The sequence below is a fragment of the Herminiimonas sp. Marseille-P9896 genome, from assembly GCF_903993245.1.
GTDB classification, from domain to species: domain Bacteria; phylum Pseudomonadota; class Gammaproteobacteria; order Burkholderiales; family Burkholderiaceae_D; genus Oxalicibacterium; species Oxalicibacterium contaminans.
The window spans coordinates 261,772-280,688 of sequence record NZ_CAJEVT010000004.1 but is presented as its reverse complement, the minus strand read 5'-3'; the positions used below and the strand labels follow the sequence as shown (position 1 = coordinate 280,688).

Here is an 18,917-nt window from a genome sequence, read left to right as displayed (position 1 = left end):
GTGTAGAGCTTAATTACCTTCCAGGAAGCTCTTCAATTTATCTGACCGCGATGGGTGACGCAGTTTGCGCAACGCCTTTGCTTCTATTTGGCGAATACGCTCACGTGTAACGTCGAATTGCTTACCCACTTCTTCCAGCGTGTGATCGGTCGACATTTCGATACCAAAACGCATACGCAGAACTTTGGCTTCACGTGGTGTCAGGGAATCGAGTACGTCCTTGACTACACCGCGCATCGAAGCGTGCAACGCTGCATCGGCCGGAGCCAATGTGTTGTTGTCTTCGATGAAGTCGCCCAGATGCGAATCGTCGTCGTCGCCTATCGGTGTTTCCATCGAAATAGGCTCTTTCGCGATCTTCATGATCTTGCGGATTTTGTCTTCCGGCATTTCCATCTTGATCGCCAGTGTTGCCGGGTCCGGTTCTGCACCGGTTTCCTGCAAGATCTGACGCGAGATGCGATTCATCTTGTTGATCGTTTCGATCATGTGCACCGGAATACGGATGGTGCGAGCCTGATCGGCGATCGAACGAGTGATGGCCTGACGAATCCACCAGGTTGCATAAGTCGAGAATTTGAAGCCGCGACGATATTCGAACTTGTCGACTGCCTTCATCAAACCGATATTGCCTTCCTGGATCAGATCCAGGAATTGCAAACCGCGATTAGTATACTTTTTCGCAATGGAAATGACCAGACGTAAGTTAGCTTCTGTCATTTCACGTTTTGCTTTGCGTGCCTTCATTTCACCGGCAGCCATCTTTTTGTTGATGGCGCGCAGGTCAGGCAACGGCAAGACTACACGTGCTTGCAGGTCGATCAGTTTTTGCTGCAGTTCTTTGACGGTCGGTACGTTACGTGCCAACACGACGCTGTATGCATGCTTGCCGTTTACTTCGCCGTCTACCCAGTCCAGATTGGTTTCATTGCCTGGGAAGACTTTGATGAAGTGGCCGCGCGGCATACCGCAACGATTCACTGCAACGTCGAGAATTTGTTTTTCGATGTGACGGACTTCATCAACCTGACCACGCAAGGTGTCGCACAGTTTTTCGACAACTTTGGCGGTGAAGCGGATGCTGAGCAGTTCATTCGAAATGACTTCCTGCGCCTTGACGTAAGGCTTGGAGTTGTAGCCCTCTTTCTCGAACGCTTTGCGCATCTTGTCGAATTGCTGGGCGATGGTCGAGAATTTGGCGAGCGAGTCACGCTTGAGTTGTTCCAGCTGTTCGCTCGAGAAACCGGCAGCACCACCAGAAGCGGATGCAGTTTCTTCTTCTTCCTCTTCTTCGTCCTCGTCCTCTTCTTCGTCTTCTTCGTCATCCGAAGCAGCGGCAGGAGCAGGCGCAGCAACTACAGGCTCAACCGCATCCAGGTCGACCAGGCCGTCGACGATTTCGTCGATCTTGGCTTCGTCTTTGGAGATGCGCTCGGCAGCAGCAATGATTTCTGCAATCGTGGTCGGGCATGCGGAGATCGCCTGGATCATGTCACGCAGGCCGTCTTCGATACGTTTTGCGATGTCGATCTCGCCTTCACGGGTCAGCAGTTCTACCGAACCCATTTCGCGCATGTACATACGCACAGGATCGGTGGTACGGCCGAAATCGGAATCGACGGTCGAGAGCGCAGCTTCAGCGGCAGCTTCGGCTTCATCATCGCTGGCAACGGTGGCTACGTTGTCGGACAGGAGCAGTGTTTCTGCGTCCGGTGCCTGTTCGTAGACCGCGATACCCATGTCATTGAAGGTACCGATGATGCCTTCGATCGCTTCCGGATCGATGATGTTTTCTGGCAGGTGATCGTTGATTTCTGCGTAGGTCAGGAAGCCGCGCTCTTTACCGAACTTGATCAGCGTCTTGAGTTTCTGACGACGCGCTTCGAGTTCTTCTTCGCTGGCTTCTGTATCGGACGAGAATGCGTCTTTCAACAATGCTTTTTCTTTGGCCTTGCGATCTTTGGCTTTCGCTTTGTCGACGGCTTTCATTTCTGCGCGTTCGACCGCATTCAATGCTGCGATTTCATCGTTCTCAGGCTGGAATTCTTTTGGTTTGCGGCCACGACGTCCAGGTACTTTCACCGACGGCAGGATGTAGCCGGAGGTGTCGATCGCAGCGAGGGTAGCGGCGTCGGTAGTCTGGCTGACGGTCGCCGTGATCATGACGTTAACGCCAGGACGCGACTCGACTTTTGGCTCGACTTTTGCTGACTTACTAGCAGACTTCACTTCAGATTTCTTATTTGTCACAGGGGCTTTCGATTGCACTGATACCGGCTTTGCAGCTACTTTGGATGAAACTTTGGCTGCAGGCGTTTTCGCCGCCGCTTTGGTTTTGGCAGCCACGGCTTTAGCCTGGCCAGCCGACTTTGCGGCAACTACTTTCTTTTCAACAGTTTTACTTGTCTTCACCGCTGCAGCCGATTTGGCTTTGCTCGCGGTGAGCGTTTGGGTTTTCGCGGGTTTCTTCATTGCATTCGCCATTGGATCAACTACCAAGGTTATGCTCTTGAAGCGCGGTTAAGCTTGCGCTCGACGAGCTGATTTGCGCATTCAACTCCGGCTTACGCCCGCGCAAGTTTATTGATTTTCTTTCCGATTACTTTATTACCACCATGTCTAAGAGCTTGAATCGAAAGCCTTTAATTATAACATAAGAGGGAACACTTCCCCTCCCCGGGAGAGCAAAATTAGCCTCTTTGCATCATTTCCGCCTGCGCCTGACGTCGCAATTGCTCTTGTTGCATGGTCAATTCGCGGAAGCGCGCCTGCGCTGCTTCTCCGGCCAGTCCGCCTGCCACCAATTGCTGCAATTCATCGCGCAAGGCCTGCATTTTGATCTGCCTGATCGCACCTGCCAGCTCCAACCGGGCCAGCGCCACATCGGACTCCGGTTCGGCGGCAATTTCTGCAATCAGCGGCTCCAGATCCGAACCACTGGAACGCAGCATTTCAGCCAGGATCGCAAAGTTCGCCTGCGCGCCCATGTCGCGACCCATGGTGACCAGCTGCATCAGCATTTCTTCACCTTCAGGCGCCAGACGCACCGCGGCGTCAACTGCCGCCTGATCCATTTCACCAGCCAGCATCGGGTGTGCAACCAGCAAACGTATGATCTGACGCTCCAGCCCTTGCGGCGCAGCGCGCTTGGTACGCGGCGGCGGCGCCCGCACATGGGAAATTGGCTGCGACAGCTCAAATAACGCTTCGATTTCAGCTGGCGTACTTTCCGTGATCTGCGCCAGACTGCGTACTATCTGCAAACGCAATGACGACGGCGGCAATGCCTGCAACAAGGGCTTCGCATCGAACTGCGCACGGGCGCGGCCTTCCGGCGTGCCGAGGTCGTTGTCACCGACTGCTTCTTTCAGCAAAAACTGCGACAAAGGCATGGCATCCTGCACCTGTTTTTCAAATGCTTCGGTACCGAGTTCACGGATGTAACTATCCGGATCATGCTCACTCGGCAGGAACAGGAATTTGATGACTTTGTTGTCACCCGCATGCGGCAGGCTGGCTTCCAGCGCACGACGTGCAGCACGACGCCCTGCCTTGTCACCATCAAAACTAAAAATGACCTGGTCGGTCTGGCGCAATAGCTTTTGCACATGGATAGGCGTACATGCCGTACCCAAAGTCGCCACGGCCTGCGGGAAACCCATCTGCGCCAGCGCAACCACGTCCATATAACCTTCGGTCACCAGCGCATATCCAGCTTCGCGGATAGCCTGGCGTGCCTCGAACAAACCATAGAGTTCGCTACCCTTTTGAAATAAGGGCGTCTCGGGCGAATTCAAGTATTTGGGCTCGCCGCCGTCCAATACGCGACCACCAAAACCGATCACCTGCCCCTTGGTATTGCGGATCGGGAACATGATGCGATCACGGAAACGGTCATAGCGTTTGTGATGCGAGCCGTCTTCCTCCACCCGGTCGATGACGAGGCCGGATTCGACCAGCGCCTCGACTTCATAATCAGGAAAGACCGAACGCAAACCATCCCAGCCCTCCGGCGCATAGCCCATGCCGTAACGAGCCGCGATTTCACCAGTCAGGCCACGCCCTTTGAGGTAGTTTTTTGCCCCTTCGGCATGACGCAATTGCTGGCGATAGTAGTCACAGGCACGTGACATCGCTTCCGACAAGGCCAGGCTTTTCGCCTGATGCTCGGCACGCTGCGCCGGTGGCAAACGATCCTCTGCTTCCGGCACGATCATGCCGACGTTTTGCGCCAGATCCTTGACCGCTTCGACAAAGCCCATGCCCGAATATTCGATCAGGAAGCCGATCGCCGTACCATGCGCACCGCAACCAAAGCAGTGATAAAACTGCTTGGTCGGACTGACGGTAAAACTGGGGGATTTTTCGTTGTGGAACGGGCATAAGCCCATGAAGTTCGCGCCGCCTTTTTTCAGCTGCACGTAACGACCCACCACGTCGACGATGTCGACGCGGTTGAGGAGATCCTGGATAAACGACTGTGGTATCACGCCGGCAGCAGTATGCTGAAGACGATCAGGCTTTGGTCAGAGCAGCTTTTACCAAGCCGGACACTGCTGTCATGTCGGCACGGCCAGCGAGTTTCGCTTTGAGGATAGCCATGACTTTGCCCATGTCTTGCGGACCAGCAGCGCCGGACGCAGCGACCGCAGCGGCAACTTCGCCCTGCACTTCAGCATCCGACAATGCGCTAGGCATGTAGGTAGTCAGCACAGCCAGCTCGGCTTGTTCGATATCAACCAGATCCTGACGACCGCCAGCCTGGAATTGCGAAATCGAATCCTTGCGTTGCTTGATCATTTTTTCAATGATGGCTTGCACTTGCGCGTCATCGAGCTCGATACGCTCATCGACTTCTTTTTGCTTGATAGCAGCGGTAATCAGGCGAATCGTGCCCAGCTTGCCCGCCTCTTTGGCGCGCATCGCCGCTTTCATATCTTCTGTGATCTGTTCTTTCAGGCTCATACGCACTCCGATATCTGATTAATCAAGCGATCATTAAAAACGCCAAAACCCGCTGCGGACCAACACCGGAGCGGGTTTGCGACTAATTCTGAGTACCGCACGCTCTCAAGGGCGCGCAGCCATTGGAATTAGTACAGTTTCTTAGGCAATTGCTGGCTGCGGATACGCTTGTAGTGGCGTTTCACAGCTGCAGCGAGCTTGCGCTTGCGTTCAGCAGTTGGCTTCTCGTAAAACTCGCGCGCGCGCAAATCGGTCAGCAAACCAGTTTTTTCAATGGTGCGCTTGAAGCGACGCATAGCGACTTCGAACGGCTCGTTTTCTTTAAGGCGGATAGTGGTCATGTAAATGTAAACCAATGTTGGGTAGTGAGTCGAAGATTATAGCAGCCTTGTTCCACAAAGGGAAGGCTCTTTATTCAAGCCCAAGCAGATACAGGGCCAAAACGCCACACATGCAGCGCCAGGCCCCGTGCAGACTGGCTTAGTGGCCGTACAGCTTGAGGCTAAGCTCGGCATCCCAGTAGGCGGCTTCCAGCTTGTGCCCTTCCGGATCCCGCACAAAGCAGCCGTAATACGGATCGCCGTACAGCGGGCGCGGACCCGGCGCGCCGTCGTCAGTGGCGCCAGCCGCCAGCGCTGCGTCATAAAACGCATGCACCTGCTCCTTGCTGGCGGCGATAAAGCCCATATGGAAGCCATTGCCGATTTCCGCCGGTTTGCCGTTATGCGGCGTCTGCACCCAGAATTCGGGATACTGACGACCGTAAGCGACCGCACCCGGATGCTCCATGATGACCTTGATATCCAGCGCCGCCAGCACGACGTCATAGAAAGCCTTGGCTTTTTCGTATTGGTTGGTACCTATCGAAACATGGGAAATGATGCTGGGATTCTCGTTGCTCATGGGGTCGCTCCGTTATTTATGGGTATATAAACAGCCGATAGCATAGCTTGCACTACTGACACTAGATGTCAGTAGTCTGTACCCGGCTTAAACGGCTTGCCCCGCTGCAACACCTGATGCCCAGGCCCACTGGAAGTTGTAGCCGCCCAGCCAGCCGGTCACGTCAACCGATTCGCCTATGAAGTGCAAACCCGGTACCTTGTTCACCATCATGCTTTGCTGCGACAGTTCACGTGTATCGACGCCACCCAGTGTCACTTCAGCCTTGCGGTAGCCTTCCGAGCCATTCGGGATGATGCTCCACTGGTTAAGCGACGCCCCCAGGCTGCGTAATTGCTTGTCCTGCATGTCCGCCACACGTGCATCCGCCTTAAAGCCGTTGACCTTGAGCCATTCATCCGCCAGACGCGATGGTAGCCACTGCGCCAATTGATTGCCGAGGTTTTTCTTGCTGCTGGACTTGCCTGCTATCAATGCTTCGGCGATGTCGGTCTCCGGCACCAGGTTGATGGTCAGTGGCGTACCGGGTTGCCAGAAGCTGGAGATCTGCAGGATGGCCGGGCCGGACAAGCCGCGATGCGTGAAGAGCAAGTCTTCCTTGAAGTAACCGCGCGTTTTCTTCGCGCCAGTCTCGACTTCTACCGGCAAGGCTATGCCGGACAAAGGCACAAAAGGCTGCCAGGCGTTAGCATCGAAGGTCAGCGGCACCAGGCCGGGACGCGGCTCGACCATCTTGAGGTCAAATTGTTGAGCGATGCGATAGGCGAAATCAGTCGCGCCTATTTTCGGTATCGATAAGCCGCCGGTCGCGATGACCAGGCTATTGGCGAGGATCTCGCCGATATTCGTTTCTATCCTGAATTGCTCACCGCTTTTACTGATAGCACCCACTGTGCACGGCATGCGCCATGACACATTGCCGAGTGCGCATTCGGCTTTCAGCATGCTGATGATGTCTTCCGCCGAGTTATCGCAGAACAGCTGGCCTTTATGCTTCTCGTGGTAGGCAATACGATAGCGCTTCATCAGCGCGAGGAAGTCTTGCGGCGTGTAGCGCGACAAGGCGCTTTTGCAAAAATGCGGATTTTGCGAAAGGAAGTTTTGCGGCGTCGCGTCTATATTGGTGAAGTTACAGCGGCCGCCGCCGGAGATACGGATTTTTTCTGCGAGTTTGGCTGCGTGATCGATCAGCACTACGCTTTTGCCGCGCTGGCCGGCAACTGATGCGCACATCATGCCCGCTGCGCCTGCGCCGATTACGGCAACATCAAACTGTTTAGTCATGGCTTACTACAAATGGAAATAAGCCGTGATTGTAAGCGCAGCCGGCTTCAGCCAGCCGCTTGTTTTGCATACTATGCTGTCAGTTGTGCAAGAACTGCATCACGCAAGGTCTGCGTGGATGCGGATGTCGTCTCCTGCATCGCGCAACGCACGACGTCGCCGATTACGATGATCGCGGGGCTGCCTATGCCGGACTCGGCCAGGGCCTGCGGCAAGGCCGACAAGGTCGTGATCAATTGCGCCTGCGCCATGCCGGTTGCTGACTGGATCACCGCTACCGGCGTCTCACCTGACTTGCCGCCAGCCAGCAGCGCCGCCTGGATTTCTGCACAGCGCGCGATACCCATATAAATCACTAGCGTCAGGTTCAGCTTGGCGAGCGTCGTCCAGTCGGGATTCGACTCGGCATTCTTGCCATGGCCGGTAATGAAGATCGCGCCCTGGCTCCAGTCGCGGTGCGTGAGAGGTACGCCTATCGAAGCGGGTGCAGCGAGTCCGCTGCTGATGCCATTAACGACTTCAACCTCGATACCGGCGGCCTGCAAGTGGTCGCGCTCTTCACCGCCGCGTCCGAAGATGAACGGATCGCCGCCTTTCAGGCGCACCACGCACTGCCCTGCTTGCGCTTCGGACAACATCAGGCGTTCTATGAATTCTTGTGGGGTTTGCTGGCAACCGCCGCGTTTACCGACGTTGACGACGCGCGCGGTAGACGGTGCATATTGCAATACTTCCGGATTGACCAGATCGTCGATCAGGATCACGTCTGCACGGGCGATTGCTTTGACAGCCTTGAGGGTCAGCAAGTCCGGATCGCCGGGACCTGCACCGACCAGATAGACCTTAGCTGCTTGCTGTTTTTGCTGCTCCATCTTGTACACCTTGTTTGCTTTTTAGGTTCTTAGCTACAAGCAAACACTGTTCCACCTGCTCCGAAATGGACACCGGTATCGGCTGCTCACCGCGCAGCGCGGCTTCTATCCATCTGGCCGTCGTAACGGCATCGCGCTCGGCTGGTAAAGGTGGCATATCGTCTACCGGCTCCTGTCTTTGCACCAGGACAGTGCATACACCGTCGTGCATCCAGCTTATTTGTTGTGCACGCTTGGCATTGGCAACAGTTTCCCCCTCCGTACCGCGCATCAGGAAGGCTTCACCGCGCTCGGATGGTGCAGCCGTGGTGAAGTAGCTTGTCAGCATGGTCAGGTATTCAGGATGCGTGTACGAAGTCAGGCGCAAGGCCGGACCGGCAAACGGCTGCATGATTTTGACCAGGGTATGCGTCGAGTTCCGTACACCGAGGATGCGGCGCATCGCCAGCAAACGCTCCAGACGCGGCGCCAGGTCGGCGATCGGCATCAGTACTGGGGCGTGCAGCGCAAATTGCTCCGCCGCTTGCGCCACGGTATGCGATAGCGGATAGCCCATTTCATGCAGGATTTCTGCAGAGGTCACGCGTCCCGGATCGGTGGTCACGCCGTGTATGAACACCGGTGCACCGGCACGTGCCAACAACAAAGCCATCAAGGGCAACAGATTAGGCATCTGGCGCGCGCCGTTATAGCTCGGAATGACGATAGGTGCGTATTCGCCTGCAGGTGCAGACAAAGGTTCGAACGAGGCTTCCGCCGCATCGATGAAACCGGCGATCTCATCCACCGATTCGCCCTTGATGCGCATCGCCAACATGATGCCGCCCATCTCGAGGTCAGACACACGACCGTCTAGCATCGCGGCATATAGTTGATAAGCATCGTCGCGCGACAAACTGCGCGCACCTTTGACGCCACGGCCGATTTCCTTGATGAAACGAGCAGTGGCGAAAGGTTCAGTATGGGAAGGATTTTGCATGCTGCAGAGGGTACACCGAAGCCCGCTTCTCCGAAAGGGTGGAAGCGGGCCCGGCCATTTTAAAAATTACAAGGAATAGCTCACGCTGCCTTGGCTGGCATGATCTGGCTGGATATGATTTTTTTCAGTTCCGGCACGCATGACCCGCAGTTGGTACCGCACTTCAGGCCCTGCTGCAAAACAGCCAGCTTCGCATCCGCATCACCATGCATACCGACCAGGCTATCGTTGATTTCCGTTTCAGACACATTGAAACAGTTGCAAACAATACGGCCACGCGACTTGAAGTTTTGCGGCGGCTTGTTCGATGGCATCAGCAACAAACGACCTAGTGCAGCAACCGACTGTTCGCTCTCCAAATATTCCTTGAGCCAGCCTTCAGCCGAGATATCACCGGCCAGCGCCACCGCCTGCAATTTGCCGTCACCGACCAGGATGCGACGCGAATTGCCGCGCTTGGTATCGTCATAACGCAGCACCTGGGTACCGGTGATGTTGAATTTGCTTTCGATCTCCGCCGTCAGTGCCGGGTCGGCTGCATAGTCATCCGCTGCGCGGAACAGCACACCAACTTTATCGCGTCCGAACAAGGTGCACGAAGCATAGGCAAACTTGCGCATCGCAGGGCGTAACGCCGACTGCAAATCCAGCAGCTTCGCTTCATCTATCCAGCCAAACACGATAAAGCGCCACGGGAATTCTGCTTTCAGGATCTTGACCGCAGCATGCTTGAGTTCAGGTTGCTTGGAGCTGCAATCGAAAGCCGGTGTCGTCAATGCATTCACACCGTAGCTGCCATCGCCGTCACGACCGCGACCGGAGACATACTCTTCACCCCAGTGCATGCCGATGAAAGCCTGCCCGGCGCGCATATCATCACCGACGGCTACCGGAAAAATTTGTGAACCACGCTTGCTGGTGACATGCACCAGGTCACCGACATTGAGCAAGCGACGCTCCATATCAACTTTGGACAAGACGATGGACGGCTCCGATGCATGCGAGAACAATTGCGCCACCGTACCGGTGCGGCTCATGCCATGCCACTGATCGCGCAAACGACCTGTGGTCAGATGGAAGGGATAACGCGCGTCTACCTGTTCCGCCAGCGGCTGGTACTGTGTATTCACAAACTTTGCACGACCATTGGCAGTCGGGAAGATGCCGTCTTCATACAGACGCTTCTTGCCGCTGCTCGCACCTTCCGGAAATGGCCATTGTTGCGGCCCCTGCTCTTCCAGCAGCTTGAAGCTCAAGCCGGTGATGTCGAGGTCACGACCACGTGTCGACTCGCGATGTTCATTCCAGATTTCTTCGGTGTTCGCAAACGGAAAGAGCGACGCTGTTTTACCGAGCACACCTTCCAGCTTGCGTGCAAATTCAATTGCGATTTCCCAGTCGTGTTTGCTTTCACCCAGCTTGGGCAGTACCGATTTAAAGCGTGTAATGCGACGCTCGGAATTCGTGACCGTGCCTTCTTTCTCGCTCCAGGTCGAAGCTGGCAGCAATACGTCGGCGTAATCGCAGCTGGCCGTCGTCTTGTAGGCTTCCTGCACGATCACCAATTCTGCGTTGCGCAAGGCTTCCCGTATCATCGCCTGCTCCGGCATGGATTGCGCCGGATTGGTACAGACGATCCAGATAATCTTGATCTCACCAGTACGCACCGCTTCGAACATTTCCACCGCGCTCTTACCTGGCGTCGCTGGCACATCAGGCACGCCCCACAGCTTGGCGATCTCGGCGCGATGTTCAGGATTCCCCAGATCACGATGCGCCGACAGCATGGTGGACAGGCCACCGACTTCACGACCACCCATCGCATTCGGTTGGCCAGTCAGTGACAGCGGACCAGCACCCGGTTTACCGATCTGATGCGTGGCCAGGTGCAGGTTGATCAGTGCTGCATTCTTCGCAGTGCCGGACGACGATTGATTCAGGCCCTGGCAATACATGGACAAGGATGCTTGCGACTTGCCAAACATGCGCGCCGCCTGCATCAGGTCTTCTTCCTTGATGCCGCAAATTTCCGCGACAAACTTCGGCGTGTAGTCACGCACCGTTTGCTTGAGCTCGGCAAAGCCTTCGGTGTGCTCAGCGATGTAATCGAGATCCACCAGGTCTTCCCACAGGCAGATGTGCAGCATGCCGTTAAACAACGCCACATCAGTACCCGGCAAGATAGGCAGAAACAGGTCCGCTTCACGTGCGGTATCCGTCCGGCGCGGATCGGCAACAATGACCTTCAGTAAAGGATTGGCTTTGCGCGCATCTTCTATCCGGCGATAGATAATGGGATGCGCATACGCGGTGTTGGAACCGACGATAAAGATGACTTGTGCATGATCGATATCTTCGTAGCATGGCGGTGGGGCATCCGCACCCAGGGTTTGCTTGTAACCGGCGACCGCGCTCGACATGCACAGGCGGGAATTGGTATCGACATTATTGGTACCGATCAAACCTTTGGCCAGTTTGTTAAAGACGTAGTAATCCTCGGTCAGCAACTGCCCCGAAAGGTAAAAGCCTACGCTGTCGGGACCGTGGTCACGTATGGTCGCAGCGAATTTATTGACGATGAAATCCATTGTGGTTGCCCACGATGTACGTTCACGTTCATCGCTGCGCGCCAGGCGCATTTCCGGATACAGCGCGCGCGATTGCTGTTGCAGGCTGGGGCGCGCCGTCAGATGCAGCGTGCTGCCCTTGGTGCACAGACGACCAAAGTTGGCCGGATGATCCGGGTCACCGCGTACTCCGATGACTTTCTCTCCATCGCTTTCTATCAAGACACCACAGCCCACCCCGCAATAACAGCAGGTGGCTTTGGTTTCTGTCGATAGCAAAGCGCTCGCAGAAGGTTCAAGCCGGGCAGTAGAAAGCAAGGATGCATTCATGCAGTAGCAGCCTCGCTGACAGGTGCATTCAATTCGACGACATCCAGATAGACCTCACCACTCTCGATCTTGACGGAGAAGGTTTGAGTGCAGCCTTCATCCGGTGCTGCGGCGCAACCGTCGTTCATGCCTATGCTCCAGTTATGCAACGGGCAGGCGACACGCTCGCCGAATACGATACCTTGCGACAAGGGGCCACCCTTGTGCGGACAACGATCGAGCAAAGCAAAGACTTTGTCTTCGCTGTTACGGAAAATGGCGACATTCGGTTTATCCGCGCGATTGACGACGCGGGAACCGAGTACAGGAATGTCGCTTACCTTGCAGATGACTTTCCATTGATTAGACATATGTGGCCTTGATAAAAATTGTGATGAGTTGTTATAAACAAATGTGCTGTGTACTTGCCGGATGTCCGCGCTTAGTGCACTGACATCCGCCTGATCAGATCGACAATGGTTCGAACTGACGTGTATCGACCATCGCTTTTTCCGGTTCATGCCATGGATCGGACTCACCTTCCAACGAGAACAGCAGGCGCTGATAAAGCGCTTTGCGGTTGGCTTCGTCTTCCAGTACTTTTTGCTTTGCATGATCCAGGCCTACACGTGCGAGGTAATGCACGGTTCGTTCCAGGTACCAGCCTTCTTCGCGATACAGTTGCAGGAAGGCGCCGGCGTACTCCAGTACTTCTTCATGCGTTTTAAGTTTGACGAAGAATTCAGCCACTTCGGTTTTGATGCCGCCGTTACCGCCGACATAGATTTCCCAGCCCGAATCAACACCGATCACGCCCACGTCCTTGATACCGGCTTCGGCACAATTACGCGGACAGCCCGAGACTGCCAGCTTGACCTTATGCGGTGCATACATGCGTGCCAGTTGATGTTCGAGTTGCTGCCCCATTTTGGTTGAATCCTGGGTACCGAAACGGCACCATTCGGAACCCACGCAGGTTTTTACGGTGCGCAAACCCTTGGCGTAACCGAGGCCGGATGGCATGCCGAGGTCTTGCCAGACCGCGCGCAAATCTTCTTTCTTCACACCCAGCAAATCGATACGTTGTCCGCCTGTGACCTTGACGGTAGGAATCTTGAATTTATCGACCACGTCAGCGATGCGGCGCAGCTCCGACGAGTTGGTTTCGCCGCCCCACATGCGCGGGATGACGGAGAAAGTGCCATCTTTTTGGATATTCGCGTGTGCACGTTCGTTGATGAAGCGCGATTGCGGATCATCCTTCGCTTCCCCCGGCCAGGTCGAGATCAGGTAGTAGTTAATGCCAGGACGGCAGCTGGAGCAGCCGTTCGGCGTACGCCAGTTCATATGCGCCATCACGCCGGCAACCGTTAACAACTTCTCGGCCTTGATCGCATCACGCACTTCCTGATGTGTATGGTCAGTACATCCGCACATCGGCTTGGCTTTGTTCGATGCCGAGTAATCACCACCGGCAGTAGCCATGATGATTTGCTCAACCAGACCGGTACAGGAACCGCAGGAGGCGGAAGCCTTGGTGTGTTTGCGCACGTCTTCGATCGTGAACAAGCCTTTTTCCTTGATCGCTTTGACGATGGTGCCTTTGCACACGCCGTTACAGCCGCATACTTCAGCGGTATCCGGCATCGCTGCTGCCTTGCTGAAACCTTCGTGACCAACGTCGCCGGGACGACCAGTGTTGGCTTCGCCAAACATCAGGGTGTCGCGGATCTCGCTGATGTCTTTACCTTCGCGCAGCAGGTTGAAGTACCAGCTGCCGTCGACCGTATCGCCATACAGGCAGGCACCGATCAGCTTGTCGTCTTTCAACACCAGCTTTTTATAGACACCGCCGATAGGATCGGACAGCAGGATTTCTTCCGTCCCTTCTCCACCAAGGAATTCACCAGCCGAGAACAAATCAATGCCAGTTACTTTCAGCTTGGTCGAAGTGACCGAACCCTGGTAACGACCGATACCGAAGTTCGCCAGGTGATTCGCGCACACCTTGGCCATTTCAAACAAAGGCGCAACCAGGCCATACGCCGTACCGCGATGGTTCACACATTCACCGACTGCGTACACGCGCGGGTCATAGGTTTGCATGGTGTCGTTGACGACGATGCCGCGATTGCAATGCAGGCCGGCGGATTCAGCCAGCGCAGTGTTCGGACGGATACCGACCGCCATCACAAGCAGTTGTGTCGGGATTTCGGTGCCGTCGGTGAAACGCAAGGCTTGCACGCGACCGTTCGCGTCGCTGATGATTTCTTGCGAATTCTTACCCAGCAAGAAATTCAAGCCTCGGTCTTCCAGAGATTTTTGCAGCATCTTGCCTGCCGCTTCGTCGAGCTGACGTTCCATCAGGGTGGTCGGCAAATGCACGACGGTTACTTCCATACCGCGCAGCTTCAGGCCGTTCGCTGCTTCCAGTCCCAGCAAGCCGCCACCGATAACGACCGCCTGCTTGTGTACCTTGGCCGCTTCTATCATCGCGTTGGTATCTTGTATGTCGCGATAGGAGATCACGCCTTCCAGATCCTTGCCTGGTATCGGCAGCATGAAAGGATTCGAGCCGGTTGCCATCAGCAGGCGGTCATACGGTGCGACGGTACCGTCGTCGGCTATCACCACACGTTTGACGCGGTCGATCTCGACGATCTTTTTCCCCAGGTGCAGGGTGATGTCATTCTCCGCATACCAGTCGACATCGTTGAGCATGATGTCCTTGATGGTTTGCTCACCCGCCAGTACGGGCGACAGCAGAATACGGTTGTAGTTGGCGTACGCTTCCGCGCCAAATACCGTGATGTCATATAAGTCAGGAGCGATCTTGCGCAGTTCTTCCAAAGTACGCACGCCTGCCATACCGTTACCAACCATGACCAATTTCATTTTTTTCATCGCTGCATCCCACAGATTTGTTGTTCGCAAATTTAAATAAGCAAAACAAATGCCAGTTTTACTTTTAGTGCACTTTCGGTAAGGGACTACTGTTTCCGCACCATTTAAAGTTGCATTTCGCACTCAACAAGTGCGGCAGCCGGTTTATTTGGTGCAGCCCCCCATATTCGTCAACACGTGAAAAGTGCACGCCCATTCGTGGATCACGTCCGCACTAAAGTGGCATGGCCTTTGCATATTTAGACGCAACCCTGTCTAACTCTGCGAGTTCTCATGCAAAAAACGTCATTCTGGAAAGCTGGTCACACACCGACCCTGCTTGCTTCCTTCTTTTACTTCGACCTGAGTTTTATGGTCTGGGTCATTCTCGGGCCGCTGGCCGTTCAAATCTCCGGCGACCTCGGACTGACTGCGGCGCAAAAAGGTTTAATGGTGGCAACACCGCTATTGGCTGGCGCCTTGCTGCGTATCGTGATGGGTGTATTAGTCGATCACCTGAAACCCAAGAAGGCGGGCATCATCGGCCAGGTCATCGTCATGAGCGGTTTGTTGTGGGCGTGGCTGGGTGACCTCAGCAGCTATCACACCATGCTGACCTTCGGTGTCATCCTCGGTTTCGCCGGTGCTGCCTTTGCCGTTGCCCTGCCACTGGCTTCGCGCTGGTATCCGCCGGAACACCAGGGCACGGCGCTCGGGATTGCCGGTGCCGGTAATTCAGGTACCGCTTTCGCCGCGCTGTTTGCGCCGACGCTGGCTATCCTGTTCGGCTGGCAAAACGTATTCGGCCTGTGCCTGATTCCACTCAGCATCGCATTCCTGGTCTATCTGGTCTTTACCAAAGATGCTCCGTCCGCCCCGCCACCTAAATCACTGGTCGAATATCTGCACGTGCTCAAGGACAAGGATGCCTGGTGGTTTATGTTCTTCTATAGCGTGACCTTCGGTGGTTTCTCCGGCCTGGCTTCGTCGCTGACGATTTACTTCAATGGTCAATATGGTTTATCGCCGGTGACCGCAGGCTATTTCACCGCCGCCTGCGTGTTTGCCGGTTCCGCCGTGCGTCCTTTGGGTGGCCGCCTGGCTGACCGCATCGGCGGCATCAAGACTTTGTCGATGATGTATATGCTAGCAGCCAGCTTCATGCTGATCGCCAGCTTCGGCCTGTCGTCGGCGATGGCAGCGGTCGCGATCTTTGTATTGGCGATGCTGGCACTCGGCGTCGGCAATGGCGCAGTATTCCAGTTGGTACCACAGCGCTTCCGCAAGGAAATCGGCGTCATGACCGGACTGGTCGGCATGGCCGGTGGTATCGGCGGCTTCTATCTGGCCTCCAGCCTCGGTTACTCCAAACAATTGACGGGCAGCTACCAGGGTGGTCTGATCGTCTTTGCCGCACTGGCCATTGTTGCCTTGCTCGGTTTGTCGGCAGTGAAAAATCGCTGGCGCACAACCTGGGGCAGCGCTGCCATGACCAATGCAAAGATCTGAACCAGCCATGCCCATCATGCTTTTAACCCCGCTGCCATGCCGCTGACACTCACCGCCGCTTATTCGACGCGCGCCGGTCTGCGTCCGCACAATGAGGATTTTGTCGGCATGGTCATGCCGGACGAACCCGAATTGTCGAGCAAGGGCATGATCGCAGCGATCGCGGATGGTGTATCGGGCAATGAAGGCGGACGCGAAGCATCCGAGTACACGATACGTGGCTTGCTCAGCGATTACTACGCGACTTCCGATACCTGGCCGGTAACGCAATCACTGGATCGCGTCCTCAAGGCCATCAATAGCTGGGTGCAGCACCAGGGTTCGATACGTGCCGAGCTGGCCGGGATGGCAACCACGCTGACGGCGCTGGTGTTGCGCGGCAATTTTTATTATTTCGCACACGTCGGTGATACACGTCTGTATCTGTTACGTGATGGTGTGCTGACTCGCCTGACTGCCGATCACGTGTGGGATCGTCCGGAAATGCAGCACGTGCTGACACGTGCTATCGGACTGGACTCGCAACTGGCGATCGATCATGGCATGGGTGAGTTGCATGAAGGCGATGCCTTCCTGCTGGCCACCGATGGTGTGTGGGCTTCGGTATCGGAATACGATCTGAAAGAGCAGTTGTTGCAGCTGGTCGGCAAGCAACAGGAAACAGAAGCCATCGCACATACGCTGATCGACAAGGCACTGGCAGCCGGTGCGCAAGATAATGTCAGCGCGCTGGTGGTACGGGTCGATGCGTTGCCGGAAACGAATCTGCGCGATGCGCTATCCGGCTCGCAGCATTTCCCGGTACCGCCCAAGCTCAAGGTCGGGCAGCAAATAGACGGCTATACGGTCGAGGAACAGATACACGCATCCAACACCACCCTGCTCTACCGCGTCTCCGAACCGCGTGCCGCGAATCAGACGCCGCGCTACCTAGTGCTGAAGACCTTGCATCCTGATCGCGCGCAGGATGTACATGAACGCTCTGCCTTTGCGCATGAGGAATGGCTGACCAAGCGCGTCGTCGCACGCTTCTTCCCGCAAATCATTACACCGGAAAACAAGACCTACCTGTATTACCTCACGACCTGGCATGACGGTAATACGCTGCAACAGCATCTGGATGCCGGTGAACATTTCACGATACCGGATGTCATTGCGCACGGCACCAAGCTGGTCCGTGCGATAGGTGCGCTGCACAGGCGCAGCATCATTCATCGCGATATCAAGCCGGGCAATATCCATCTGGGCAAGGATGGCGAGTTGCGCATACTCGATCTGGGCGTCGCGCAATCCGGGCTGGAAGCAGAAGATGAAGTGCGCGCACCGCGTGCCGGTACGCCATCCTTCCTCGCACCTGAGCAGTTCAATAATGCGCCAGCCTCACAACAAACCGATTTGTACTCAACTGGTGTGACGCTATATTTATTGCTGACACGGCATTTCCCTTACGGAGAAATCGAACCGTTCCAGACACCGCGCTTTGGCGAAGCCATACCACCCAGCCGTTACCGACCTGATTTACCGCTATGGCTGGAGAATGTTTTACTGAAAGCAGTCGCACGCGATCCGGCAGATCGTTTCGAAACTGCAGAAGAATTTCTGCTGGCACTGGAACGTGGCGCGAGTCGGCCGCTGCCTGCGATTACCCCCAAGCCACTGGCAGAACGTGATCCTGCTTCCCTGTGGCGTGCAGTGGCGGCCATCTCCATCGTGTTGAATCTCTTGTTGCTGTACTTGCTGGTGATACGTTAACGCAGAGCTACAAAACTGGCTTTGCGGATCCATGGTTCCGCAAAGCCAGTCAGATCAAGCCGCTTCCTTGGACGGATGCGACTGACGGTGATACAGGAACTCCAGCACCGCTGTCCGGTATTGCGAGTACAAAGGATCCTGCGCCAACGCCACCCGCTCTCGTGGACGCGCCAGTTTCACTTCCAGAATTTCGCCTATGGTGGCGGACGGACCATTGGTCAGCATGACGATCTTGTCGGACAAGAGTACGGCTTCATCGACATCATGCGTCACCATCACCACGGTGGACCCGGTTGCTGCGACTATCTTCAGCAACTCATCCTGCAAGTGTGCACGCGTCAATGCATCCAGCGCACCGAAAGGTTCATCCATCAACAATACCTTGGGCTCCATCGACAAGGCACGCGCGATGCCGACACGTTGCTTCATGCCACCGGAGATTTCATTCGGCCGTTTTTGCTCTGCATGTGTCAGGCCAACCAGCGCCAGCGCAGCCTTGGTACGTTCACGCAATTTGCTTTTTGCTTCGGTGCTGCCGAATACGCGCTCTACTGCCAGGTACACATTCTCATAGCAGGTCAGCCACGGTAGCAGCGAATGATTCTGAAACACCACTGCGCGCTCCGGCGACGGCCCGGCTATTTCGCGATTGGCACACAGCAGCATGCCGTTGGTCGCATGCGTCAGGCCTGCGATTAGATTGAGCAGTGTTGACTTGCCACAACCGGAGTGCCCGATCAGGGTGATGAACTCACCTTTCGCTACCGTCAGATTGATATCGTTCAGCGCATTGAACACACCTTTCTTGGTATGAAAGGACATTTCCGCATGCTGTATATCGATGAACTTGCTATGTATGTTATCCATGATGGTGCTTTCCTATACGTTGAGATC

General features: G+C 55.4%; 15 protein-coding genes. 3 read left to right on the top strand and 12 right to left on the bottom strand.

What is annotated here, in order from left to right; translation table 11 throughout:
* Positions 1-9: 9 nt before the first annotated feature.
* Positions 10-2,163: an RNA polymerase sigma factor RpoD gene (rpoD, locus tag H7U06_RS15935; protein ID WP_230089447.1), complete on the bottom strand. Its 2,154-nt coding sequence runs from the start codon at positions 2,161-2,163 to the stop codon at positions 10-12.
* On the opposite strand from rpoD, the gene H7U06_RS16330 reads away from it, so the two are divergent.
* Positions 2,162-2,524 (top strand): hypothetical protein, encoded by a 363-nt coding sequence (locus H7U06_RS16330; RefSeq protein ID WP_230089446.1) that lies wholly within the window; start codon positions 2,162-2,164, stop codon positions 2,522-2,524. The genes rpoD and H7U06_RS16330 overlap by 2 nt on opposite strands.
* 166 nt (positions 2,525-2,690) lie before the next feature.
* On the opposite strand, the gene dnaG is transcribed toward H7U06_RS16330, so the two are convergent.
* The 10 genes from dnaG to nirB all read right to left on the bottom strand — a co-directional run bounded on the left by dnaG (position 2,691) and on the right by nirB (position 14,783).
* Positions 2,691-4,490: a DNA primase gene (gene dnaG, locus H7U06_RS15930; RefSeq protein WP_175627085.1), complete on the bottom strand. Its 1,800-nt coding sequence runs from the start codon at positions 4,488-4,490 to the stop codon at positions 2,691-2,693.
* A 25-nt stretch (positions 4,491-4,515) separates the two neighbouring features.
* Positions 4,516-4,965 carry a GatB/YqeY domain-containing protein gene (locus H7U06_RS15925; protein WP_175627084.1) on the bottom strand — a complete coding sequence of 150 codons (450 nt, stop codon included), beginning with the start codon at positions 4,963-4,965 and terminating at the stop codon, positions 4,516-4,518.
* A gap of 128 nt (positions 4,966-5,093) precedes the next feature.
* The gene (gene rpsU / locus H7U06_RS15920) at positions 5,094-5,306 is read right to left on the bottom strand and encodes a 30S ribosomal protein S21 (protein ID WP_011870001.1); all 213 of its coding nucleotides are present in this window, start codon (positions 5,304-5,306) and stop codon (positions 5,094-5,096) included.
* Positions 5,307-5,445: 139 nt separating this feature from the next.
* Positions 5,446-5,868, bottom strand: a complete 423-nt coding sequence (locus H7U06_RS15915) for a VOC family protein (RefSeq protein ID WP_175627083.1) — start codon at positions 5,866-5,868, stop codon at positions 5,446-5,448.
* An 87-nt stretch (positions 5,869-5,955) separates the two neighbouring features.
* Positions 5,956-7,152, bottom strand: coding sequence for an NAD(P)/FAD-dependent oxidoreductase (locus tag H7U06_RS15910; RefSeq protein WP_175627082.1), 1,197 nt, complete (start codon positions 7,150-7,152; stop codon positions 5,956-5,958).
* A gap of 71 nt (positions 7,153-7,223) precedes the next feature.
* Positions 7,224-8,024: a uroporphyrinogen-III C-methyltransferase gene (gene cobA, locus H7U06_RS15905; protein ID WP_175627081.1), complete on the bottom strand. Its 801-nt coding sequence runs from the start codon at positions 8,022-8,024 to the stop codon at positions 7,224-7,226.
* Positions 7,996-9,003: a DNA-binding protein YbiB gene (gene ybiB / locus H7U06_RS15900; RefSeq protein WP_175627080.1), complete on the bottom strand. Its 1,008-nt coding sequence runs from the start codon at positions 9,001-9,003 to the stop codon at positions 7,996-7,998. Before ybiB ends, cobA begins: the two co-directional genes overlap by 29 nt.
* An 80-nt stretch (positions 9,004-9,083) precedes the next feature.
* Positions 9,084-11,900 carry a nitrate reductase gene (locus H7U06_RS15895; RefSeq protein ID WP_175627079.1) on the bottom strand — a complete coding sequence of 939 codons (2,817 nt, stop codon included), beginning with the start codon at positions 11,898-11,900 and terminating at the stop codon, positions 9,084-9,086.
* Positions 11,897-12,250: a nitrite reductase small subunit NirD gene (gene nirD / locus H7U06_RS15890; RefSeq protein ID WP_175627078.1), complete on the bottom strand. Its 354-nt coding sequence runs from the start codon at positions 12,248-12,250 to the stop codon at positions 11,897-11,899. The genes H7U06_RS15895 and nirD overlap by 4 nt, the downstream gene beginning before the upstream one ends.
* A gap of 94 nt (positions 12,251-12,344) precedes the next feature.
* Positions 12,345-14,783: a nitrite reductase large subunit NirB gene (gene nirB / locus H7U06_RS15885; RefSeq protein WP_175627077.1), complete on the bottom strand. Its 2,439-nt coding sequence runs from the start codon at positions 14,781-14,783 to the stop codon at positions 12,345-12,347.
* Positions 14,784-15,056: 273 nt separating this feature from the next.
* Between nirB and H7U06_RS15880 the strand changes: the two genes are divergently transcribed.
* Complete coding sequence (locus H7U06_RS15880) at positions 15,057-16,271, top strand: NarK/NasA family nitrate transporter (RefSeq protein ID WP_175627076.1); 1,215 nt, start codon at positions 15,057-15,059, stop codon at positions 16,269-16,271.
* A gap of 36 nt (positions 16,272-16,307) precedes the next feature.
* Positions 16,308-18,023: a bifunctional protein-serine/threonine kinase/phosphatase gene (locus H7U06_RS15875; protein WP_175627075.1), complete on the top strand. Its 1,716-nt coding sequence runs from the start codon at positions 16,308-16,310 to the stop codon at positions 18,021-18,023.
* Between the two features lie 54 nt (positions 18,024-18,077).
* Here H7U06_RS15875 and H7U06_RS15870 read toward each other — a convergent pair whose 3' ends face one another.
* The gene (locus H7U06_RS15870) at positions 18,078-18,890 is read right to left on the bottom strand and encodes an ABC transporter ATP-binding protein (RefSeq protein WP_124575498.1); all 813 of its coding nucleotides are present in this window, start codon (positions 18,888-18,890) and stop codon (positions 18,078-18,080) included.
* Positions 18,891-18,917 lie beyond the last annotated feature (27 nt).